The organism is Pseudomonas paeninsulae (genome assembly GCF_035621475.1).
In the GTDB taxonomy this organism is placed as follows: domain Bacteria; phylum Pseudomonadota; class Gammaproteobacteria; order Pseudomonadales; family Pseudomonadaceae; genus Aquipseudomonas; species Aquipseudomonas paeninsulae.
The window spans coordinates 967,680-988,425 of sequence record NZ_CP141799.1 but is presented as its reverse complement, the minus strand read 5'-3'; the positions used below and the strand labels follow the sequence as shown (position 1 = coordinate 988,425).

Sequence of the window (20,746 nt, the reverse complement as noted above, 5' to 3'; positions counted from 1 at the left end):
GTGGGCAACTTGATCCTCATGGGTGGCTGTACCGTTGTGGTGCGCCGCAACAATCCAATCGTTATTTACTGCCGTTCCTGAATTCGTGGGTTCAACGTGCGTAGTGCCACTGCGGCAGCCACAGGGCAATTTGCGGAAAAATCATCACCAGCACCAACGCCAGGAGCATCACCAGCACGAAGGGCGTGACCGAGACGTAGATGTCCCTCAAGGTCACTTCCGGCGGCGCCATGGCGCGCATGAGGAATAGGTTGTAGCCAAAGGGCGGGGTCATGTAGGCGATCTGGCAGGTGATGGTGTAGAGCACGCCGTACCAGATCAGGTCGAAGCCCAAAGCGCCGACCAGCGGCACATAGAGCGGCGCGACGATCACCAGCATGGCGGTGTCGTCGAGGAACATGCCCATGATGATGAACGACAGCTGCATCATGATCAGCACCTGCCAGGGCCCCAGGTCCAGACGATCGATAAAGAACCCCTCGATAGCTTTCACCGCGCCGAGGCCATCGAATACCGCACCGAAGCACAAGGCGGCGAGGATGATCCACATGAACATGCAGGTGATACCGAGCGTCTTGCGCAGGGTTTCCTCCATCACCTTGGCGGTCAGCCTGCGCTTGACCAGGGCGGCTAGGGTCGCCGCCGCCGCGCCCACCGCCGAGCTCTCGACCAGACTGGTGATGCCCATCAGGAACAGGCCGGTCATCGAGAAGAAGATAAACAACGGTGCGATGCCGGCGTTGAGCAGCCGCAGTTTCTCGCCCCAGCTGATCGCCTGGCGCTCCTCTTCGGGCAGGGCGGGTCCCAACGCCGGGTTCAGGCGACAGCGAATGACGATATACAGCACGAACATGCTCGCCATCATCAGCCCGGGAAAGACCCCGGCCAGCCACAATTGGCCCACCGGCTGACGGGCGATCATGCCGTACAGCACCAGCACCACGCTGGGCGGAATGAGGATGCCCAGCGAACTGCCGGCCTGGATCACCCCGGTGACCATGATCTTGTCGTAGCCGCGGCGCAGCAGCTCAGGCAAGGCGATGCTGGCGCCGATGGCCATGCCGGCCACGCTCAGCCCGTTCATCGCCGAGATCGCCACCATCAGGGCGATGGTGCCAATGGCCAGGCCTCCGTGCAACGGCCCCATCCAGACATGGAACATGCGGTAGAGGTCATCGGCCAGCCCGGATTCGGAGAGCATGTAGCCCATGAACACGAACATCGGCAAGGTCAGCAGCGGATACCACTTCATCAACTTCATCGCGGCGCTGAAGGCCACTTCGGCACCACCGTCGCCCCACAGCAGCAGGGCCGCGGCTACCGCGACGAAGCCAATGGCACCGAACACCCGCTTGCCGGTTAGCAGCAGCAACATCATCGTGGAGAACATCAACAGCGCGATGAGCTCGTAACTCATTAAAGAGTCTCCCCGCGGGCTGCTGCGAGATCCCTGAAGAAGGTCGCAATCGACTGCAGCAGCATCAGTGCCACGCCGATGGTCATGATGATTTTGATCGGCGCCATATACGGCGACCAGGCCGAGTAGCTGGTTTCGCCATATTGAAGGGCATACAGCGTCGAGGAGATCCCGCCATAGAGCAGGAACACCAGATAGAAAATCAGGAAGCCGATGGTGATGGCATCCATCAACGCGGCGGTGCGCGGCGACCAGCGGCTATAGAACAGGTCCATGCGCACATGGGCATCGAGCTGCATGGAGTAGCCGCCGCCCAGGAGGAAGTAGGCGACCATCAGGAACTGCGCGGCTTCCAGGGTCCAGATCGCCGGATCGGCGAAGGTCTTGCTGACCGAGGAGTACAGCAGCACCGCCAGCATGACGAAGATCAGGTACATGGCGAAGCGACCGATGACCCGATTCATCGCGTCTACCGCTCGCACGAACACCCGTATGGCCTTAGGCATGCCACAGTCCCACAAAAGATTGGCTATTCCGAAACTCTAGTTGAACATTCGATAAAGCCAACCTGAACCGGGCAATCTGCCAGCAGCCGGAGCCTGGCAGCCCGGCTTACGCTGGCGCTGCCTGGAGCCGTGCGCCCTTACAACCCGGCGTCGTGCAGGCGCCGGGCATGCGCCACGAACAACCCAACCGGATCGGCGCCCTTGCCGACCAGGCCGAAGGTCTGGTTGACGATGTCGAAGTGGTCGAGCGGAAAGTCATCGCCGATCACCGTGCCCAGGTGCGAGCTGTAACGCCCGACCATGCCGTCGCAATGCCCAGCTTCGCGGCGAAAGGTGCGGGCGAATATTCGGCAGGCACGGTTTGGCCCGTCGAAGCGGTTGCCGCCACGATCGGTGATGCCGGGTTGCAAGGTGCCGGACCAGGAGTAATAGCGCACGCCATTGACCTCGGCAGCACCCTCGCCACCCCAGGTATCCGGCAGGCCTTGGGGGAATTGCCGATTGAAGGCGGCGACGCCCTCGGTGGTCAGCGACTGCTGGGCGGCGGCGACATCGACGGGCAGGCGCGGGCCTTTGTAGCCGGTCTCCAACCAGGCCATGCAGCGAGCCACGCCGCGCAGCACGGCGGCCAAAAATCTCTCGCGCCAGCTGCCCTGGACCGCCTTGCGCTGGAGAAAGTCGGCCAGCTCCGATCCATGATTGGGACCGGCGACCGAGGTCACCGAAGCCACCCACGCGGGCTTCAGTGCGGCGGCGTAACGCGCAGTCAGCGCGCCCTGGCTATGACCGATCAGGTGCACCTTGTCGGCACCGGTTTCCTTGAGGATCTGGGCGATGCGTTCGAGCAGTTGCTCGCCTCGCACCTCGCTGGAGTGCACCGCGGACACCAGCACCGGGAATACCCTGGCGCCCTGGCGGCGCAGCGCCGCGATGATGCCGAACCAGTAGGAATAACCGAGCAAACGGATGAAGCCGAGCAAGCCCGGCACCAACACCAGGGGATAACGAGGCGCAGCAGTAGTCGACATAACTGATCATCCCTGTTTGAAACGTATGGATCGGCGCCGCTGGCAGCAACGCCGGTAGGTGCGCAACGTGCGGCCACCATAACCCGAAGTCGGCGCAAACATGGCTGGCGCAGCGGCGGCGCCATAATCACCAAGATCGATGGGCACTATCAGACCGCTTAACTTCTTATTCGCAGCCAGGTCCCTAGTATTGGCTCCCATAGCCATTGATCTCCATCTGGAGGAGCCAATCATGAAACGTACCATCGTCATCAGCCTGCTGCTGGGTCTGTTCGCCGGCAATGCGGCGGCGCTGCCGAGCCAGAGCCCGATGCCATTGCTCGGTGAAGCGAGGGACAGTCAGCAAGAAACCCTGCCGCAGGATCTTCATGTCGCCGAAGGCGCTGCCGAGCATCTGCTGGAACAGCGGCGCAACGGTTGAGTCACGCGGCTCAGAGTAGCGTGAGCATCCACAACGGCAGCGTCAGCGCCGCCAGCACGGTAGAGAGGAAGACCGTCGAACTGACGTTGCGGGTGTCTTCCGGGGTTTTGGCGAAGGCCAGGATATTGACCCCGCTGGGACACGCCGCCAGCAGCACCAGCACGGTACGCGACGCCTCGTTCAGCCCGGGCAACTGGCCACTCAACCACCAGACCATGGCCGGGAACAGCAGCAGCTTGGCCGACGCCAGCCCCAGCACCGTGCGACTAGGGCGCAGGCGATAGCGCGACAGGCTGGCGCCCAGCACGATCAGGGCGCAGGGCAGCGCCGCTTGGGCCAGCCACTCAACGACCCGCCACAATGGCTCCGGCACCCGCAAGCCGGACACATTGAGCAGCGCGCCCAGCAACAAGCCGATGATCATCGGATTGGCCAGATTCTTCAGCAGCGCCCAGCCATTGACCCGCTCTTGCCCACCGAACGCGGCGTAGAAGCTGTGCAGGGAAAACAGCGTGAGGCTATGGAACACCAGGATGGCGAAGACATAGACCAATCCCTCCGGCCCCATCAGGCTGGTGACCAGGGGAATGCCCACCAGCACGTTATTGGAAAAGGCGGCAGTCAGGCCCAGCGGCGTAGCCGTGCCGCGCTGCCTGTGGGCAAGCAGATTGACCAGGCCGAACACCAGCAGCACCGGCAGGTAATAGGCCAAGAGCAACATCGGCGACAAACCATCGCCCAGGGAGGCCTTGGCAATGCCGGCGAACAGCAACGTCGGCATAAACAGTTTGAAGGTGATATTGGCCAGCCCGGCCGCCGATTCGGCGCTCAGCCATTGGCGCCAGCCGAGCAGGTAGCCCAGCAGCACCAACGCGAAGATCGGCAGAATCGCCTGAACAGCTACCATCAATGGAGAGGCTCCTGAACCACGCAACGAAAATGCAAACGTCGCTCGCGGGGGCGTGTTTGTGAGGGCGCAAGTGTATGCGCGCACCCGCCGCAATACGACTCACCCCATGCGCGTTGCGGACACTGCCTACCGGCTTTTGCGGTTCCAATAAGCTGTAGCTGGGACAGGCTCGCCACAAGGGAAGACACCATGTACATGCGAACCCTGAGAGTTGCCGGTGTGCTGGCGGCGTTGGCCGGGTGTGCCGGCCAGGCAGAGAACCCGATCGACTACCTGACCTATCGCGACGAGCCATTGGTACAGAAAGTGGCTCTAGACATGCACAAACAGCACGTCCTGGAAATCGCCGGCCCCCCGTCCAGCGAGGAGCCGCGCACGATCAACCCCGGCACCTGCAATAACTACATTCTCCATAAGGAAGGTCAGCAGCAGGCCTATTACGTCAGTTTCAACTCGGCGGACCGCGTCGATGGCAGAGGCTTTATGAGTTGTCAGCAGATGGAGAAAAACCAACGCGCACGCGCCCGTGCGCCGGTCTTCGACCGTGGCGGTGGTTATTGAGGCGGACAAGCCAGCAACACCGCCCCCAAACCGCGCAGTGCAGTGCAGTGCAGTGCAGTGCAGTGCAGTGCAAACAGTAGGGGCTGTGGCGACACTGTGCTTGCCTCACTACCGGTTCTGCTCGATGCAGGTGAGCCTGGCGCTAGGCGTGGTTTGTTTTCGCGGACGCCAACTGTGTGCCGGCGTGCAGTCGGCACACCATGAGCACCCAATCGGTGCATCAGAAACCGCGGCGCACCAAATAAACCCGAGCCACGCCTCATTGTTGTCACCCTCCTCGCCCCAGGCCCGTACCTCTCGACATTAGTGCAGGTTGGCAAGTCCCTTGCTCTGCTCCTGGCATTGAACTGCCGGAAACTGACCCATGCTGGTGATCCACCGACGCATCCCCGCCCAGGACCACTGCGACGCGGAGCTGGAATTGAGCTTCGAGGCTCGCAGCAAAATCCGCCTGCGCTGCTTCAGCCGCAGTGGCGAAGAGGTCGGCCTGTTCCTCGAACGCGGCCAGCCACCGCTGCACGACGGCGAATGCCTGAGGGCCGAAGACGGCCGCGTGGTCCGCGTGCGCTCCCGCGCCGAAACGCTGTTGCACGTCACCTGCGCCAATCCCTTCGAACTGACTCGCGCCGCCTATCACCTGGGTAACCGCCACGTGGCCCTGCAACTGGGCGACGGCTGGTTGCGCCTGCCCGATGACTACGTGCTCAAAGCCATGCTCGAACAACTGGGCGCCAAGGTCACGCTGATCGAGGCGCCCTATCAACCTGAACACGGCGCTTACGGCGGCGGTCATCACCACTCCCATGCCGGCGAGGCCGAGTTCAGCTACGCGCCGCGCCTGCATCAGTTTGGGGTACGCAAGTGAACCGGGCTTGGGCTTCATTCAGGCTGGCCAGCCTGCAATTACCGAATTGCCTGCCAGTTACCGCTCAGCGCCGCCTTCGGCTCGGTGTGTGCCGATGAATAAAGCCTGGGCGCTACTCAGACTGGCCAGCCCGCAATTACCAATCGGCGGCTACAGCTACTCGCAAGCCCTGGAAATGGCGGTCGAGCAAGGCCTGGCCCATGACCCAGAAAGCGCCAAAGGCTGGATCGCCGATCAACTCCTGCTCAACCTGGCGCGCTTCGACGCGCCGCTGCTGCTGGCCCACTGCGAGGCTGCAATCGCCGACGATTGGGCGACCCTGCAAAACCTCGCCGCCCAGCAGCGCGCCAGCCGCGAAACTCGCGAACTGCGCCAGGAAAGCCGGCAGATGGGCTATTCCCTTGAGCAACTGCTGAGCGGCTTGCCCGAGTTGGACCCGGCGGCCCGCGAATTGTTTGCCGAACTGGATGAACCCGGCCTGGCCGTCGCCTGGGCGCTGGCCGCCCGCGCCTGGCAAATCAGCCCGCAAGACGCCCTCGCGGCCTGGCTGTGGGGTTGGCTGGAGAACCAGCTGGCGGTGCTGATGAAAACCCTGCCGCTCGGCCAGCAAGCCGCCCAACGCCTGACCTCGGAGCTGTTGCCATTGCTCGAACTGGCGCAGCGGCAGGCCACCCAACGACCTCCCGAACAGTGGGGCAGCGCCGCCTTCGGCCTGACCCTGGCGAGCATGGCGCACGAGCGCCAGTACAGCCGCCTGTTCAGGTCATAGCCTGATGATCCCTGCATCGACCGTAGGCGTGGGCCATACCCGCGATTGGTTGTTCACGGCCATGGGACCAGGCGTTGCCCCCACTCCGCCCCATCAACTCGACGGCCGCAACGCTTCCGCCGCGAACCCTGCAACAGAGGAAACCCACAGATGAACAGCCAACCCCTGCGTATCGGCATCGGCGGCCCGGTGGGCTCCGGCAAGACCGCCCTGACCCTGGCCCTGTGCCTGGCCCTGCGCGAGCGCTACAACCTCGCAGTGGTGACCAACGACATCTATACCCAGGAAGACGCCCAGTTTCTGGTGAGCAACCAGGCCCTGGCGCCAGAGCGGATCATCGGTGTGGAAACCGGCGGCTGCCCGCACACGGCGATCCGCGAGGACGCCTCGATCAACCTGGAGGCGGTCGACCAACTCAACCGGCGCTTTCCCGGTCTCGACCTGATCATCGTCGAGTCCGGCGGCGACAACCTGTCGGCCACCTTCAGCCCGGAATTGTCCGACCTGACTATTTACGTGATCGACGTCTCGGCCGGCGACAAGCTGCCGCGCAAGGGCGGCCCGGGCATCTGCAAATCCGACCTGCTGGTGATCAACAAGATCGACCTGGCGCCCCTGGTCGGCGCTTCGCTGGAGGTGATGGAACGCGACACCCTGAAGATGCGCGGCGACAAGCCCTTCGTCTTCAGCAACCAGAAAATCGGCCAGGGCCTGGATCAGATCATCGCCTTCATCGAACGCCACGGCATGCTCAACGTCGCCTGAGCCGACTCACTTCCCCCCCGTAAGGAGCCACCCATGACCCTGCGCACATCGCTGTTCGCCCTCGCCCTGCTCCTCAGCCCGGCCGCGGCTTTCGCCCACACCGGCCATGCGCATGCTGGCTTGCTCGCCGGTCTGGCCCACCCGCTATTGGGCCTCGACCATTTGCTGGCAATGCTCGCCGTCGGCCTCTGGGCCGCGCAGCAGACTGGCGCGGCGCGCTGGGCGCTGCCATTGACCTTCGTCACCAGCATGCTGCTCGGCGGCCTGTTCGGCTTCGCCGGCATGCAGATTCCGCTGCTGGAAACCGGCATCGCCGGCTCGGTACTGGCCTTCGGCCTGCTGGTGGCGGTCGCGGCGCGCCTGCCAATGGCCCTGGCGCTTGGCCTGACCGCGCTGTTCGCCCTGAGCCACGGCGTGGCCCATGGCCTGGAACTGCCGGCACTGAGCAGCCCCTGGAGTTACGCGCTCGGTTTCGTCAGCGCCACCGCCGCCTTGCACGCCAGCGGCTACCTCATGCTGCGCATGCTGCCGCAAGCGGCGGCGCCGCTGTTGCGCCTGGCGGGCGCCGCCTCGGCGGTCACCGGCGTGTGGCTGCTGGCCAACTCCCCGTAGATGCATCCACCCGATGCTGTGGCCGTCTCCCGTTGATCCTATGTTCACGGGCAAGATCTGCGACAGTCGAGATACAAGGGTGGATGACGCTTTATCCATCCACCAATCGCGACGGGGGATGAAGAGACGTCATCCACCCAACTCTCGTGGCCCCGGATAAGCCTTGGCGCATGCCGGGACGGCCCTGGCTGTAAGGGTCTGCCGCCTGGCGTCATTCACCTCTCGCCCGACGCCGATTGCTTTGGCATAGTCCGGTTGTCAGTTTCGCCCGCGAACAGTTGGAAATGCCTATGCTGCGCTTCGCTCGTTTTCTTTTCGCCCCGTTGCTGTTGATCGCCATCGCCGTGCTGGTGCTCGCCCTGACCAGCCGGCCGGCGACCCAACCGGCAGTGCTGGCGGCATTCGCTGATCAGCCACTGGTCATCGCCCATCGCGGCGGCAAGGGCCTGTGGCCGGAAAACAGCCTGTTTGCCTTCGAGCGCGCCCGGGCCTTGGGCGTGGACATGCTGGAAATGGACTTGCAGCTCTCCAGCGACGGCGAACTGGTGGTGATTCACGACAGCACCCTGGAGCGCACGACCAACGGCCAAGGCGCCGTCGTCGCGCACAGCGTGGCGCAATTGCAGGCACTGGACGCCGGTTACCGCTGGAGCGCCGATGGCGGCGCAAGCCATCCCTACCGCGATCAGGGCATTGCCATTCCCACATTTGCCGAAGTGCTCGAACGCTTTCCAGGCATGCCCAAGGTGATCGAAATCAAAGCCCCGGATGCCGGCATGGCTGCGCAACTGTGCACAGCCATCGTGGCTAACGACCAGCAGGACCGGGTGCTGGTCGGCAGCTTCCATGAGCGCAGCCTGCAGTCGTTCCGCCAACACTGCCCGCTAGTCGCCACCTCCGCCGGCCCCGGTTCGATACGCCTGTTGCTGGCGCTCAACTGGCTGGGCCTGGGCAGCCTGCTGTCGCCGTCCTACCAGGTGCTGCAAATCCCCGAGCGCCATAGCGGCGTGCAGATCGCCAGCCCACGCCTGCTGCGCACCGCCCAGGCACGTGGCCTGAACGTGCAACTGTGGACCATCAACGAACAACCGGCGATGCGTCGCCTGCTCGAGCAAGGCGCCCACGGCCTGATCACCGATTACCCGGACCGCGCCCTGCAACTGCTCGGCCGCTCGACGCAGCTCGGTGCGCTGGATCAGTAACCAAAGCTGCAATTGAACAAAAAACCAGCAGCTATAGCCACGCCTAGTCCGGTGTGGCCTGGGCACAAGCGCGCTCAGCTTATCCACAGATCGTTCCACAGCTGCACTGGATAACTATTCGGAGAGTGCCTGACACCCCGGACAAACCCTTGAAATAACTGGATTATTCCTTGACCAGAAGCGACTCGCCATGCCCTCGCCGGGCGTTCCGCCGTATTGATCAAAAGCTGATCAACCCGCGCAAAGCCACGACTAGCAAGGCATTCAGCCAGGCATACAGAGTTACCCACAGGCCTACCCACAATAGTCGTGGACAACTTTCTGCTTTTATCCCCAACCTCTGAATAACTCAACCAAGCATTTGTTTTATCGATAAAAAACAGGCTGGTCAAAAAACATACAAGCAGTCCAAACCGCCGCACAACTAAGCCTGCATAAGCCTACACCCACCTTATCCACAGCTCGTTCCACAGTCTCTGTGGAGAACTCGACTGCAGACTTATCCACTTGCCCAGTGACCCCTGAAGCTATCGTCATCATCGAGACAATCAACCAGCCTGAACGACTCCAGAGTTGTAGCCTGAGCGCCAGACAACAGGAGAACATCCATGCCGCTCAATGATTTGCTCCACAGCCTGCTCGTCGCCTATGCCGGTGGCGCCTGCGGCAGCAGTACCGAATAAGCAGCCTGATCGCTTGGTAGACGCCCGCAGACTGGCTAACCTGTGAACCCTTTCACTGTCAGGAAGCGAGCATGACTTTGCGTTCAATTTGCGTGTTCTGCGGCGCCAGCCCCGGCGCCCAACCGATCTACCGCCAGGCGGCGGAAAACCTCGGGCGTCATCTCGCGGAACAGGGCCTGCGCCTGATCTATGGTGGCGGCGCGGTTGGCCTGATGGGGGTGGTTGCGGATGCGGCCATGGCCGCTGGCGGCGAAGTCATCGGCATCATCCCGCAGAGCCTGGAACGCGCCGAAATTGGCCATCAAGGCCTGACCCGCCTGGAAGTGGTGGATGGCATGCATGCGCGCAAAGCCCGCATGGCCGAACTCAGCGACGCTTTTATCGCCCTGCCCGGTGGGCTCGGCACCCTGGAAGAACTGTTCGAGGTGTGGACCTGGGGCCAGCTCGGTTACCACCGTAAGCCGCTTGGCCTGCTCGATGTGGGCGGTTTCTACAGCAAGCTCGGCGATTTTCTCGATCACCTGGTCAGCGAAGGTTTCGTGCGCGGCCAGCACCGCGCCATGCTGCAACTCGGCGAGTCGCCGCACGAACTGCTGCAGCTGTTACGTAGCTGGCAACCGAGCGGCGAGCCCAAGTGGGTTGCGCGCGAACCCGATTGAGGGCTACTAGAGCGCCGAATACAGCTGGACTTCCACGACGGCATCGGCATGGGCTGGCTGCGCCACCCCGGTCAGCTCGCTGATCAGCGCCCACTGCTGGTCGAGCTCTTTGCTAACCGCCTCCAGCCTGACGATCATCCGCGAGCCGGCACCGCGCACACCGGGATCGGTGCTGCGCATCAGGTCGAAAGACAGGGAGGTTATCGCGGCGGTCAGGTGGGTGAGGCTGCGCGAGGTGAGCGCGAGGAGTTCGGTGAGCTGCTGGTCTTTGGGTGACATATGGGCCTTTCCTTGGCAGGTATGAGCGGTGTGTATAAAGCGTAGCGAGGACTCTCGCAGGCGCCTGCCACTGCAGTGGACCAAATATTACTCCAGCGGTTCATCAGTGCAAGCAGCGTATGCCCCCGACTACCCTGATCATTTGGCCGGATGCACGCTGCCATTTTGATCCGGTAAGTGGCCTCGGCCTACGCAGCCCGGCGCGCATCCGTTACCATCGCGCCACTCACGAAAAGAGATGCGGCATGTATATCTATCGATTGGTTCTGATCCTGGTAGTGGGGATCTACCTGTTCTCCCCAGCGATCATGGACTGGTGGATCGACCCCAATGGCGCGTGGTACCGGCCCTATTTGCTCTGGCTGATCCTCATCGTGGTGACCTTTATCCTGCAGAGTCAACGTGATGCTGACGAGCTTTAGCCTTAGCCAGCTGATCCTGATCAGCGCCGCCTACCTGCTGGTGCTGTTCGGCGTCGCCTGGGTTAGCGAACACGGACTGATCCCGCGCTGGATCATCCGCCACCCGCTGACCTATACCCTCTCGCTCGGCGTGTATGCCAGCGCCTGGGCCTTCTACGGCACGGTGGGCTTGGCCTATCAGTACGGCTACGGTTTTCTCGCCAGCTACCTGGGGGTGTCCGGGGCCTTTCTGCTGGCGCCGGTGCTGCTCTATCCGATCCTGCGCATTACCCGCACGTATCAGCTTTCGTCGCTGGCCGACCTGTTCGCCTTCCGCTTTCGCAGCACCTGGGCCGGCGCCCTGACCACCGTTTTCATGCTGATCGGCGTGCTGCCCTTGCTGGCTCTACAGTTCCAGGCGGTGGCCGACTCGATCGGCATCCTCACCCGCGAGCCGGTGAAGGAACGGGTGGCGCTGGCCTACTGTGGACTGATCATCCTGTTCACCATCCTGTTCGGCGCCCGCCATATCGCCACCCGCGGCAAACACGAAGGCCTGGTGTTTGCCATCGCCTTCGAGTCGGTGGTCAAGCTGGTCGCCGTCAGCATCATCGGCATCTATGCGTTGTATGGCGTGTTCGACGGGCCGCAGGACCTGGAACACTGGCTGGTGCAGAACCAGGCCGCCCTGGCCAGCCTGCATACGCCGCTGCAGGAAGGCCCCTGGCGCACCTTGCTGCTGGTGTTCTTCGCTTCGGCCATCGTCATGCCGCATATGTACCACATGACCTTTACCGAAAATCTCAACCCGCGGGCGATGGTCAGCGCCAGTTGGGGCCTGCCGTTGTTCCTGCTGTTGATGAGCCTGGCGGTGCCCTTGATTCTCTGGGCGGGCCTCAAGCTTGGCGTCACCACCAACCCGGAATATTTCACCCTCGGCCTGGGCATCGCGGTCAACAGCCAGACCCTGGCGCTGATCGCCTATGTCGGCGGTCTGTCGGCGTCCAGCGGACTGATTATCGTCACCACCCTGGCGCTGTCCGGCATGGTGCTCAACCATGTGGTGTTGCCGCTCTATCAGCCACCCACCGAAGGCAATATCTACCGCTGGCTGAAGTGGACCCGGCGAGCGCTGATCTTCGCCATCATCATGGCCGGTTACGGCTTCTATCTGCTGCTGGGTGCCGAACAGAACCTGGCCAACCTGGGCATCGTCGCCTTCGTCGCCACCCTGCAGTTCCTCCCCGGCGTGCTCTCGGTGCTGTACTGGCCGACGGCCAACCGCCGCGGCTATATCGCCGGCCTGCTGGCAGGCATCAGCGTCTGGACAGTCAGCATGCTCCTGCCGATGCTGGGCAACCTGCAAGGCTTCTACATCCCCGCACTCAACCTGATCTATGTGCTGGACGACAGCAGCTGGCACCTGGCGGCCATCGCCTCGCTGGCGGCCAACGTGCTGGTGTTCACCCTGGTATCGCTGTTCACCGAGGCCAGCCCCGAGGAGAAGAGCGCCGCCGAAGCCTGCGCTGTGGATAACGTGCGGCGCCCGCAACGGCGCGAACTGCTGGTCCAATCGCCACAAGAGTTCGCCGCTCAACTGGCCAAACCGCTCGGCGCCAAGACCGCCCAGCGTGAAGTCGAGCAGGCCCTGCGCGACCTGCACCTGCCCTTCGACGAAAGCCGGCCCTATGCTCTGCGCCGTCTGCGCGACCGCATCGAGGCCAACCTCTCCGGCTTGATGGGGCCGAGCGTGGCCCAGGACATAGCCGAGACCTTTCTGCCCTATAAATCCGGCAGCGAAACCTTCGTCACCGAAGATATCCACTTCATCGAGAACCGCCTGGAAGACTACCATTCGCGCCTCACCGGCCTGGCCGCGGAACTCGACGCGTTGCGCCGCTACCACCGCCAGACCCTGCAGGAGCTGCCGATGGGCGTCTGCTCGCTGGCCAAGGATCAGGAGATCCTGATGTGGAACAAGGCCATGGAGGAGCTGACCGAGATTCCGGCGCACCGCATCGTCGGCTCACGCCTGTCGGCGCTCGGCGAGCCCTGGCGAGAACTGCTGCAGCACTTCATCGAACTGCCCGACCAGCACTTACACAAGCAGCGCCTGGGCCTGGACGGCCAGACCCGCTGGCTCAACCTGCACAAGGCGGCAATCGACGAACCCCTGACGCCGGGTAACAGCGGCCTGGTGCTGCTGGTCGAAGACCTCACTGAAACCCAGTACCTGGAAGACAAGCTGGTGCATTCCGAGCGCCTGGCCAGCATCGGCCGCCTGGCTGCCGGAGTAGCCCACGAGATCGGCAACCCGATCACCGGCATTGCCTGCCTGGCGCAGAACCTGCGCGAGGAGCGCGAAGGCGACAACGAGCTGACCGAGATCAGCGGACAGATCCTCGAGCAGACCAAGCGGGTCTCGCGCATTCTCCAGTCGCTGATGAGCTTCGCCCATTCGGGCGGCCATCAACAGGCCGACGAACCGGTGTGCCTGGCCCAGGTGGCGCAGGAAGCCATCGGCCTGCTGTCACTCAATCGGCGTAGCGTCGAAGTGGAATTCTTCAATCTGTGCGACGCCGATCACTGGGTTGACGGCGACCCGCAGCGCCTCGCCCAGGTGCTTATCAACCTGCTATCCAACGCCCGCGATGCCTCGCCCCCCGGCGCCGCGATTCGAGTCAGAACTGAAGCGTCAGAACACGCCGTCGACCTTATCGTGGAAGATGAAGGCAGTGGCATTCCCAAGGCGATCATCGACCGTTTGTTCGAACCTTTCTTCACCACCAAAGACCCAGGCAAAGGCACGGGGCTTGGCCTCGCGCTGGTCTATTCCATCGTGGAAGAGCATTATGGCCAAATAATAATCGACAGCCCGGTCGACCCCGAGCACCAACGCGGCACCCGTATCCGGGTGACGCTGCCGCGGCATGTCGAAACGACGTCCATAGCGAATTGAACCAGCGACCTGAGACCGTCGAGAGACCGAATTAATGCCCCATATTTTGATCGTCGAAGACGAAACCATTATCCGCTCTGCCCTGCGCCGCCTGCTCGAGCGCAACCAGTACCAGGTCAGCGAAGCCGGCTCGGTACAGGAAGCGCAAGAACGCTTCAGCATTCCCGGCTTCGACCTGATCGTCAGCGATCTGCGCCTGCCTGGCGCACCCGGCACCGAGCTGATCAAGCTCGCCCAAGGCAAGCCCGTGCTGATCATGACCAGCTACGCCAGCCTGCGCTCTGCCGTCGACTCGATGAAGATGGGCGCGGTCGACTACATCGCCAAACCCTTCGACCACGACGAGATGCTCCAGGCCGTAGCGCGCATCCTGCGCGATCGCCAGGAAGCCAGGCAGGTGCCAAATACACCGGCCAGCGCCACTACTGGCCGCAGCAACGAAAAAGTCGTCGACAACAGCAATGGCGAGATCGGCATCATCGGCTCTTGCCCGGCCATGCTGGAGATGTACAGCAAGATCCGCAAAGTCGCGCCGACCAGCTCCAACGTCCTGATCCAGGGCGAATCCGGCACCGGCAAGGAACTGGTCGCGCGCGCCCTGCACAACCTGTCCAAGCGCGCCAAGGCCCCCTTGATTTCGGTGAACTGCGCGGCCATCCCGGAAAGCCTGATCGAGTCCGAACTGTTCGGCCACGAGAAAGGCGCCTTCACCGGCGCCAGTGCCGGCCGCGCCGGCCTGGTCGAAGCGGCTGATGGCGGCACCCTGTTCCTCGACGAGATCGGTGAGCTGCCACTGGAGGCCCAGGCCCGCTTGCTGCGCGTGCTCCAGGAAGGCGAGATTCGCCGGGTCGGCTCGGTGCAGTCGCAAAAAGTCGATGTGCGGCTGATTGCTGCGACTCACCGCGACCTGAAAGGCCTGTCCAAGGTCGGTCAATTCCGTGAAGACCTGTATTACCGCCTGCATGTCATCGCCCTGAAACTGCCGGCACTACGCGAGCGTGGCAGCGACGTCAGTGAAATCGCCAATGCCTTCCTCAAGCGTCAATGCACGCGCATGGACCGCGACGACCTGCATTTCGCCCCGGATGCCGAGCAGGCCATCCGTCATTACGCCTGGCCAGGCAACGTGCGCGAACTGGAGAACGCCATCGAGCGCGCAGTCATCCTCTGCGAAAGCACGGCTATCTCGACCGAGCTACTGGGCATCGACATCGAGCTGGACGACCTGGGTGAGGACGACTTCAGCGGTCTGCCGGCAATGACCGGCAGCAATAGCAACGAACCGACCGAGGATCTTTCGCTGGAAGACTATTTCCAGCACTTCGTCCTCGAACACCAGGATCACATGACCGAAACCGAACTGGCGCGCAAACTCGGCATCAGCCGCAAATGCCTGTGGGAACGCCGCCAGCGCCTGGGTATTCCACGGCGCAAGAGCGGCGCGACCACCGGTTAGCAGGCCACTGCATGACTGGACAGGCTAGCCATCTTGGGTAAGCCCATCGAACCGAGCAGTACCCACATGCTCGGTTCGAACATCCCGCCTCACCCTACCGCCTGCGTCCATGCAGTTGGCGGCCCCCTCTTTTCAGCTCGATCTCCTGCGCCCGACTGATTCGCACAGCTAAAGCCTTTAAAACCTTGTCCCTGGCGCCACGACGCATTGCTGCCCCTCTCCACGGCCCGCCGGCCCGGAAGCCAATCATGAGGGGATGGACACATACTGGCAGCCGTACGAGAGAGGTGGCAGCCGGCACCTGCTCTCCACTTTTTTCGACGACCCGCCGGCCGAGGCGAGGTGACAGATTGCCGAGCGCAAGGTTCCCCTCGCTGTTACCGCGTCAATACCTCGTAACAAAGTCCGGGTCTTATGGTAACGAGCGCATGCCTTTCCATCCCGAACGCCCACCCAGAAATAAGCTTAAGCCCTTGTTTTAAAAGGATTCACAAAAACTGGCACGGCTCATGCTCTATCTCTTGGACAACAACAATAACAAGCGCTACCCAAGATAATAAAAACAAGACGTATCGACTCCAGCACAATAAAAACAACACGGCGGAGGCGCAGCTAACTGATTCTTTTGGAAAGGAATTGCCGTTGGGGCTTGCCCCACAACCAGACAGAGAACAACAAAACTGCCTCGAGGCAGATCCCGTACTGGTTGGGTCACAACACGATCATGGCAGCGTCAGCATTCAAAACAATCCGTTTGCTATTGACTCCTGGCTTGGGAGGATTTCAGACAGTCTTTGACTGGATGGAACGGGCAACTCAACAAAAACAACAAGCCCGCCATAATAATAAAAACAAAGCACGCACCTACTTGGGGGGGAGCTTCGGCTCCCTCAGTAGCTTGTGCGAAGCACCTCTCTCCCGTTGCTTCCTACACCATCTCCCGACTCAATGCTAGAATCCGCGCCATTCCAGTGGTCAGCGTTTATCCTGGCCTGTCATTTCGTCAAACAGTGCATCCCATGCTGAAAAAGCTGTTCAAGTCTCTACGCTCGCCCCTGCGCCGTGGCAAACACCCGCACAGCACCCCCGAAGTGCTGAGCAGTAGCCAGCACCCGATCAACCGTGCGGAAATCAGCCGTTACGCCACCAGCGTGGTCGAACGCCTGCAACACGCCGGCTACCAGGCCTATCTGGTTGGTGGTTGCGTGCGCGACCTGCTGCTCGACATCGACCCCAAGGATTTCGATGTGGCCACCAGCGCCACCCCCGAGCAGGTACGCGCCGAATTCCGCAATGCCCGCGTAATCGGTCGGCGCTTCAAGCTGGTGCATGTGCACTTCGGTCGCGAAATCATCGAAGTCGCTACCTTCCGCGCCAATCACCCCGAAGGCGATGATGAGGAGAACAGCAACCTGTCTTCACGCAACGAAAGCGGACGCATTCTGCGCGACAACGTCTACGGCAGCCTGGAGAACGACGCCCAGCGCCGCGACTTCACGATCAATGCGCTGTATTACGATCCGGCCACCGAGCGCATTCTCGATTACGCCAATGGCGCGCACGACATTCGCAACCACCTGATCCGCCTGATTGGCGACCCGACCCAGCGTTATCAGGAAGACCCGGTACGCATGCTGCGGGCCGTGCGCTTCGCCGCCAAGCTGGACTTCGATATCGAGAAGCACAGCGCCGCGCCGATCTACAAGCTGGCGCCGATGCTGCGGGAAATTCCGTCGGCGCGCCTGTTCGAAGAAGTGCTCAAGCTGTTCCTCGCCGGCTACGCCGAGTTCACCTACGAACTATTGGTCGACTACGGTTTGTTCGGCGAGCTGTTCCCAGCCAGCGCCGCGGCGCTCAAGGCCGACCCGGACTATACCGACAAGCTGATTCGCAACGCCTTGATCAGCACCGACCTGCGCATACAGCAGAAGAAAACCGTAACCCCGGCTTTCCTCTTCGCCGCCATGCTCTGGCCCGCCTTGCCGGCACGCGTAATCAAGTTGCAGGACCGTGGTATGCCGCCGATCCCGGCGATGCAGGAAGCGGCGCACGAGCTGATCAGCGAACAGTGTCTACGCATTGCCATCCCCAAGCGTTTCACCATGCCGATCCGCGAGATCTGGGATATGCAGGAACGCCTGCCGCGACGCAGTGGCAAGCGCTCCGACCTGCTGCTGGAAAACCCGCGCTTTCGTGCCGGTTACGACTTCCTCCTGCTGCGCGAAAGCGCCGGTGAGCAGACCGGCGGTCTCGGCGAGTGGTGGACGGTTTATCAGGACGCCAGCGACAGTGAAAGACGCGGCATGATTCGCGACCTCAGCAGCCAGGACGACAGCAGCGGTGCACCGCGCAAACGGCGGCGCAGTGGCAGCAAGCGCAAACGCGCGCCTGGCGCCGATGGTGCGCCCAAGCCTACTGCCAGCGAATAATGCAGCGGGTGTATCTCGGCCTCGGCAGCAACCTTGCCGAGCCCCTCGCGCAACTGCACGGCGCCCTCACGGCGCTGGCCGCACTGCCGCAATCGCAGTTAGTCGGCACGTCCTCCTTCTATGCCAGCGACCCGCTCGGCCCGGCCAATCAGCCGCGCTATGTCAACGCCGTGGCGGCGCTGGACACCGAACTGACTCCGCTGCAACTGCTCGACGCCCTGCAAGCCATCGAACTGAATCAGGGTCGTGAGCGCAAAGCCGAACGCTGGGGACCGCGCACCCTCGATCTGGATATCCTGCTATTCGGCGACCTGATGCTGGACGAGCCGCGCCTGCGCGTGCCGCATTACCACATGCACGCCCGCGCCTTCGTACTCTATCCGCTGGCCGAACTGGCCCCTGCCCTACGCCTGCCCGACGGCCGTGCCTTGCCGGACCTGCTCGCCGCCTGCCCCTTCGAAGGCCTGGAACGCCTGCCCGAGTAGGCTGCGCCGTGCGCAGCCTTGGCCGGTTTCGGCGCGCGGATAAACACTGACGCAATTCGGGGTAGTGACGACCCCGGATTGCGTTGCGCGGGTCCGGACCAGGGGATAGCACAGAGACATCGACTTACCCAACGCAGGCCGATGCCTGCGACCCCGCACTGGATCACCCCCACAGCAAACCCCCAGGCGGGCATATCGGCGGTAACGCCAGTAACAGATCGGTAACACCTGCAATTGACTTCGCGCCCCCCCATCAGGACTATAGGCGTCCCGTTGCCCCGCACCGGTGCAAACCGAGGCCAATGCAGGCCACTTTGAAGCAGCCTGACTGCTTGCTGAACGCCTGAGTGAGGACGATTGTTATGCCTGACATTACCCTGACCACCCTGCAAAGCCTCAAGCAGAGCGGCGCGAAAATCGCCATGCTGACCTGTTATGACGCCACCTTCGCCCAGGCTGCCTGCCAGGCAGGGGTCGAGGTGCTGCTGGTCGGCGACTCCCTCGGTATGGTGTTGCAAGGTCACGACAGCACCTTACCGGTCGATGTCGCCGACATGGCCTACCACACCGCCAGCGTGAAACGCGGCAACCAGGGCGCCCTGATCCTCGTCGACCTGCCCTTCATGGCCTACGCCACCACCGAGCAGGCGCTGCACAACTGCGCAACACTGATGCAAGCCGGCGCGCACATGGTCAAGCTCGAGGGCGCGGCCTGGCTGGCCGAGCCGATCCGCCTACTCGCAGAGCGCGGCGTGCCGGTCTGCGCGCACCTGGGCCTTACCCCGCAAGCGGTGAATATCCTCGGTGGTTATAAAGTCCAGGGCCGCCAGGAAGCCCAGGCGCGCCAGATGCGCGCCGACGCCATGGCCCTGGAACAAGCCGGCGCGGCCATGCTGCTGCTCGAATGCGTACCCAGCGAGTTGGCTGCGGAAATCAGCCAGGCAGTGAAGATCCCGGTCATCGGCATCGGTGCCGGCGGCGCCACCGACGGCCAAGTGCTAGTCCTGCACGACATGCTTGGTCTGTCCTTGAGCGGTCGCATGCCTAAATTCGTGAAGAACTTCATGGCCGGGCAGAGCAACATCCAGGACGCCCTCAGCGCCTACGTCAAAGCAGTCAAGGACTGCAGTTTCCCAGCTACCGAACACGGATTCTCTGCATGACCACGGTTAAGACCATCCGCGAACTGCGTGCTGCGGTTGCCTTGGCTCGCGCCGAAGGCAAACAGATCGGTTTCGTCCCGACCATGGGCAACTTGCACGCCGGGCATATTGCCCTGATCGAGAAAGCCGTCCAGCGTGCCGATTTCGTGGTCGCCAGCATCTTCGTCAATCCGTTGCAATTCGGCCCCAGCGAAGACCTGAGCAGCTATCCGCGGACCTTGGCCGCCGACCAGGAAAAACTCCTCAATGCCGGCTGTCACCTGCTGTTCAATCCGGAAGTGGACGAGATGTACCCCAACTGCATGGCCAGCCAGACCCGGGTCAGCGTGCAAGGTGTCTCCGAGGGGCTGTGCGGCGCCAGTCGCCCCGGCCATTTCGACGGCGTCTCCACCGTAGTGACCAAACTGTTCAACCTGGTGCAACCTGACCTGGCAATTTTCGGGCAGAAGGACTTCCAGCAACTGGCGGTGATTCGCGCCCTGGTGCGCGACCTGAATATGCCGGTGCAGATTATCGGCGAACCGACCACCCGGGCCGAAGATGGCCTGGCGCTATCCTCGCGCAATGGCTACCTGAACGCCGAACAACGCGCCGCCGCGCCAACCCTGTATCGCAGCCTGCAACAGATCGCCAATGCACTTGGCGCCGGTGAGCACAACTTCACCAGCCTGGTCGCAGCGGCACGCCAGCAACAGTTGGCCGCCGGTTTGCGCCCGGACTACCTGGAAATTCGCGAAGCGAACAGCCTGCGCCCGGCAACCGCCACGGATCGCCAGCTGGTGATTCTGAGCGCAGCCTTTCTCGGCAGCACCCGCCTGATCGATAACCTGACGCTCGACCTCGACCCCACGGTTTGATCGACGCCCGCGTGAGCCTGCGCCGGAGTTGATGACGCAGACGCGTGCGTTAGCATGCAGCCTGACTCACCAACGGCGAGCCTCCGCGCTAGTGCGATTGCGCTGCCGCTTGCCTTATCCAGGCTCACGCCAGTTACACTGAGGCCCGGTCTTGCCGGGCTTTTCGGCTTTTTTGTTGGCCATGCCCCAGTCACCTATTACCTGGACTGCTGCGGCACGCCGCCCCGCCGCCCCTACAGGCGGCGTATTTTGACTATTAAGCTACGGCAACCGCCAATAGGGACATAGCCTTTTCGTTACCCTGGCGGCGCTTCACCCA

The 20,746-nt window shown here is 62.6% G+C and carries 20 protein-coding genes; 15 read left to right on the top strand and 5 right to left on the bottom strand.

What is annotated here, in order from left to right:
- Positions 1–91: 91 nt before the first annotated feature.
- The 3 genes from VCJ09_RS04445 to VCJ09_RS04435 form a co-directional block, all read right to left on the bottom strand.
- Positions 92–1,417, bottom strand: coding sequence for a TRAP transporter large permease (locus VCJ09_RS04445; protein ID WP_324733297.1), 1,326 nt, complete (start codon positions 1,415–1,417; stop codon positions 92–94).
- Positions 1,417–1,923, bottom strand: a complete 507-nt coding sequence (locus VCJ09_RS04440; protein WP_324733296.1) for a TRAP transporter small permease subunit — start codon at positions 1,921–1,923, stop codon at positions 1,417–1,419. Before VCJ09_RS04440 ends, VCJ09_RS04445 begins: the two co-directional genes overlap by 1 nt.
- 137 nt (positions 1,924–2,060) lie before the next feature.
- Positions 2,061–2,951: an esterase/lipase family protein gene (locus tag VCJ09_RS04435; protein ID WP_324733295.1), complete on the bottom strand. Its 891-nt coding sequence runs from the start codon at positions 2,949–2,951 to the stop codon at positions 2,061–2,063.
- Between the two features lie 232 nt (positions 2,952–3,183).
- Here VCJ09_RS04435 and VCJ09_RS04430 point away from each other — a divergent pair, with 232 nt between their 5' ends.
- Positions 3,184–3,372 carry a hypothetical protein gene (locus tag VCJ09_RS04430; RefSeq protein ID WP_324733294.1) on the top strand — a complete coding sequence of 63 codons (189 nt, stop codon included), beginning with the start codon at positions 3,184–3,186 and terminating at the stop codon, positions 3,370–3,372.
- A 10-nt stretch (positions 3,373–3,382) separates the two neighbouring features.
- Here the strand turns inward: VCJ09_RS04430 and VCJ09_RS04425 are convergent, their stop codons facing one another.
- Complete coding sequence (locus VCJ09_RS04425) at positions 3,383–4,279, bottom strand: AEC family transporter (RefSeq protein ID WP_324733293.1); 897 nt, start codon at positions 4,277–4,279, stop codon at positions 3,383–3,385.
- Positions 4,280–4,471: 192 nt separating this feature from the next.
- Between VCJ09_RS04425 and osmE the strand changes: the two genes are divergently transcribed.
- The 7 genes from osmE (at position 4,472) to VCJ09_RS04390 (ending at position 10,398) form a co-directional block, all read left to right on the top strand.
- Positions 4,472–4,843, top strand: coding sequence for an osmotically-inducible lipoprotein OsmE (osmE, locus tag VCJ09_RS04420; protein WP_324733292.1), 372 nt, complete (start codon positions 4,472–4,474; stop codon positions 4,841–4,843).
- A 364-nt stretch (positions 4,844–5,207) separates the two neighbouring features.
- Complete coding sequence (ureE, locus tag VCJ09_RS04415; RefSeq protein WP_324733291.1) at positions 5,208–5,708, top strand: urease accessory protein UreE; 501 nt, start codon at positions 5,208–5,210, stop codon at positions 5,706–5,708.
- A gap of 94 nt (positions 5,709–5,802) precedes the next feature.
- Positions 5,803–6,477 carry an urease accessory protein UreF gene (locus VCJ09_RS04410; protein WP_324733290.1) on the top strand — a complete coding sequence of 225 codons (675 nt, stop codon included), beginning with the start codon at positions 5,803–5,805 and terminating at the stop codon, positions 6,475–6,477.
- Between the two features lie 150 nt (positions 6,478–6,627).
- Entirely contained in the window at positions 6,628–7,242 is a 615-nt protein-coding gene (gene ureG / locus VCJ09_RS04405; protein ID WP_079204801.1) for an urease accessory protein UreG, read from the top strand.
- Between the two features lie 33 nt (positions 7,243–7,275).
- A complete protein-coding gene (locus tag VCJ09_RS04400; RefSeq protein WP_324733289.1) occupies positions 7,276–7,854 on the top strand; it encodes a HupE/UreJ family protein in 579 nt (192 codons plus the stop codon).
- A 290-nt stretch (positions 7,855–8,144) separates the two neighbouring features.
- On the top strand, positions 8,145–9,056 hold the full coding sequence (locus VCJ09_RS04395) for a glycerophosphodiester phosphodiesterase (RefSeq protein WP_324733288.1): 912 nt from the start codon (positions 8,145–8,147) through the stop codon (positions 9,054–9,056).
- Between the two features lie 754 nt (positions 9,057–9,810).
- The gene (locus tag VCJ09_RS04390) at positions 9,811–10,398 is read left to right on the top strand and encodes an LOG family protein (RefSeq protein ID WP_324733287.1); all 588 of its coding nucleotides are present in this window, start codon (positions 9,811–9,813) and stop codon (positions 10,396–10,398) included.
- Between the two features lie 6 nt (positions 10,399–10,404).
- On the opposite strand, the gene VCJ09_RS04385 is transcribed toward VCJ09_RS04390, so the two are convergent.
- Positions 10,405–10,677 (bottom strand): hypothetical protein, encoded by a 273-nt coding sequence (locus tag VCJ09_RS04385; protein WP_079204798.1) that lies wholly within the window; start codon positions 10,675–10,677, stop codon positions 10,405–10,407.
- 245 nt (positions 10,678–10,922) lie between these two features.
- Between VCJ09_RS04385 and VCJ09_RS04380 the strand changes: the two genes are divergently transcribed.
- From VCJ09_RS04380 to panC, 7 genes are all read left to right on the top strand, one after another.
- On the top strand, positions 10,923–11,099 hold the full coding sequence (locus VCJ09_RS04380; protein WP_003244646.1) for a hypothetical protein: 177 nt from the start codon (positions 10,923–10,925) through the stop codon (positions 11,097–11,099).
- On the top strand, positions 11,083–14,037 hold the full coding sequence (locus VCJ09_RS04375) for a sensor histidine kinase (protein ID WP_324733286.1): 2,955 nt from the start codon (positions 11,083–11,085) through the stop codon (positions 14,035–14,037). The genes VCJ09_RS04380 and VCJ09_RS04375 overlap by 17 nt, the downstream gene beginning before the upstream one ends.
- A gap of 34 nt (positions 14,038–14,071) precedes the next feature.
- A complete protein-coding gene (locus tag VCJ09_RS04370; RefSeq protein ID WP_324733285.1) occupies positions 14,072–15,493 on the top strand; it encodes a sigma-54-dependent transcriptional regulator in 1,422 nt (473 codons plus the stop codon).
- 1,019 nt (positions 15,494–16,512) lie between these two features.
- Positions 16,513–17,922 carry a polynucleotide adenylyltransferase PcnB gene (locus VCJ09_RS04365; RefSeq protein WP_324733284.1) on the top strand — a complete coding sequence of 470 codons (1,410 nt, stop codon included), beginning with the start codon at positions 16,513–16,515 and terminating at the stop codon, positions 17,920–17,922.
- On the top strand, positions 17,922–18,407 hold the full coding sequence (gene folK, locus VCJ09_RS04360; RefSeq protein ID WP_079204794.1) for a 2-amino-4-hydroxy-6-hydroxymethyldihydropteridine diphosphokinase: 486 nt from the start codon (positions 17,922–17,924) through the stop codon (positions 18,405–18,407). The genes VCJ09_RS04365 and folK overlap by 1 nt, the downstream gene beginning before the upstream one ends.
- Positions 18,408–18,769: 362 nt before the next feature.
- A complete protein-coding gene (gene panB / locus VCJ09_RS04355) occupies positions 18,770–19,570 on the top strand; it encodes a 3-methyl-2-oxobutanoate hydroxymethyltransferase (protein WP_324733283.1) in 801 nt (266 codons plus the stop codon).
- The gene (gene panC, locus VCJ09_RS04350) at positions 19,567–20,427 is read left to right on the top strand and encodes a pantoate--beta-alanine ligase (protein ID WP_324733282.1); all 861 of its coding nucleotides are present in this window, start codon (positions 19,567–19,569) and stop codon (positions 20,425–20,427) included. The genes panB and panC overlap by 4 nt, the downstream gene beginning before the upstream one ends.
- Positions 20,428–20,746 lie beyond the last annotated feature (319 nt).

What these genes read in the sequence shown, in the direction of transcription:
- VCJ09_RS04445 (WP_324733297.1), bottom strand. Translation starts at nt 1,417, where the DNA reads ATGAGTTACGAGCTCATCGCGCTGTTGATGTTCTCCACGATGATGTTG.
- VCJ09_RS04440 (WP_324733296.1), bottom strand. Translation starts at nt 1,923, where the DNA reads ATGCCTAAGGCCATACGGGTGTTCGTGCGAGCGGTAGACGCGATGAAT.
- VCJ09_RS04435 (WP_324733295.1), bottom strand. Translation starts at nt 2,951, where the DNA reads ATGTCGACTACTGCTGCGCCTCGTTATCCCCTGGTGTTGGTGCCGGGC.
- VCJ09_RS04430 (WP_324733294.1), top strand. Translation starts at nt 3,184, where the DNA reads ATGAAACGTACCATCGTCATCAGCCTGCTGCTGGGTCTGTTCGCCGGC.
- VCJ09_RS04425 (WP_324733293.1), bottom strand. Translation starts at nt 4,279, where the DNA reads ATGGTAGCTGTTCAGGCGATTCTGCCGATCTTCGCGTTGGTGCTGCTG.
- osmE (WP_324733292.1), top strand. Translation starts at nt 4,472, where the DNA reads ATGTACATGCGAACCCTGAGAGTTGCCGGTGTGCTGGCGGCGTTGGCC.
- ureE (WP_324733291.1), top strand. Translation starts at nt 5,208, where the DNA reads ATGCTGGTGATCCACCGACGCATCCCCGCCCAGGACCACTGCGACGCG.
- VCJ09_RS04410 (WP_324733290.1), top strand. Translation starts at nt 5,803, where the DNA reads ATGAATAAAGCCTGGGCGCTACTCAGACTGGCCAGCCCGCAATTACCA.
- ureG (WP_079204801.1), top strand. Translation starts at nt 6,628, where the DNA reads ATGAACAGCCAACCCCTGCGTATCGGCATCGGCGGCCCGGTGGGCTCC.
- VCJ09_RS04400 (WP_324733289.1), top strand. Translation starts at nt 7,276, where the DNA reads ATGACCCTGCGCACATCGCTGTTCGCCCTCGCCCTGCTCCTCAGCCCG.
- VCJ09_RS04395 (WP_324733288.1), top strand. Translation starts at nt 8,145, where the DNA reads ATGCTGCGCTTCGCTCGTTTTCTTTTCGCCCCGTTGCTGTTGATCGCC.
- VCJ09_RS04390 (WP_324733287.1), top strand. Translation starts at nt 9,811, where the DNA reads ATGACTTTGCGTTCAATTTGCGTGTTCTGCGGCGCCAGCCCCGGCGCC.
- VCJ09_RS04385 (WP_079204798.1), bottom strand. Translation starts at nt 10,677, where the DNA reads ATGTCACCCAAAGACCAGCAGCTCACCGAACTCCTCGCGCTCACCTCG.
- VCJ09_RS04380 (WP_003244646.1), top strand. Translation starts at nt 10,923, where the DNA reads ATGTATATCTATCGATTGGTTCTGATCCTGGTAGTGGGGATCTACCTG.
- VCJ09_RS04375 (WP_324733286.1), top strand. Translation starts at nt 11,083, where the DNA reads ATGCTGACGAGCTTTAGCCTTAGCCAGCTGATCCTGATCAGCGCCGCC.
- VCJ09_RS04370 (WP_324733285.1), top strand. Translation starts at nt 14,072, where the DNA reads ATGCCCCATATTTTGATCGTCGAAGACGAAACCATTATCCGCTCTGCC.
- VCJ09_RS04365 (WP_324733284.1), top strand. Translation starts at nt 16,513, where the DNA reads ATGCTGAAAAAGCTGTTCAAGTCTCTACGCTCGCCCCTGCGCCGTGGC.
- folK (WP_079204794.1), top strand. Translation starts at nt 17,922, where the DNA reads ATGCAGCGGGTGTATCTCGGCCTCGGCAGCAACCTTGCCGAGCCCCTC.
- panB (WP_324733283.1), top strand. Translation starts at nt 18,770, where the DNA reads ATGCCTGACATTACCCTGACCACCCTGCAAAGCCTCAAGCAGAGCGGC.
- panC (WP_324733282.1), top strand. Translation starts at nt 19,567, where the DNA reads ATGACCACGGTTAAGACCATCCGCGAACTGCGTGCTGCGGTTGCCTTG.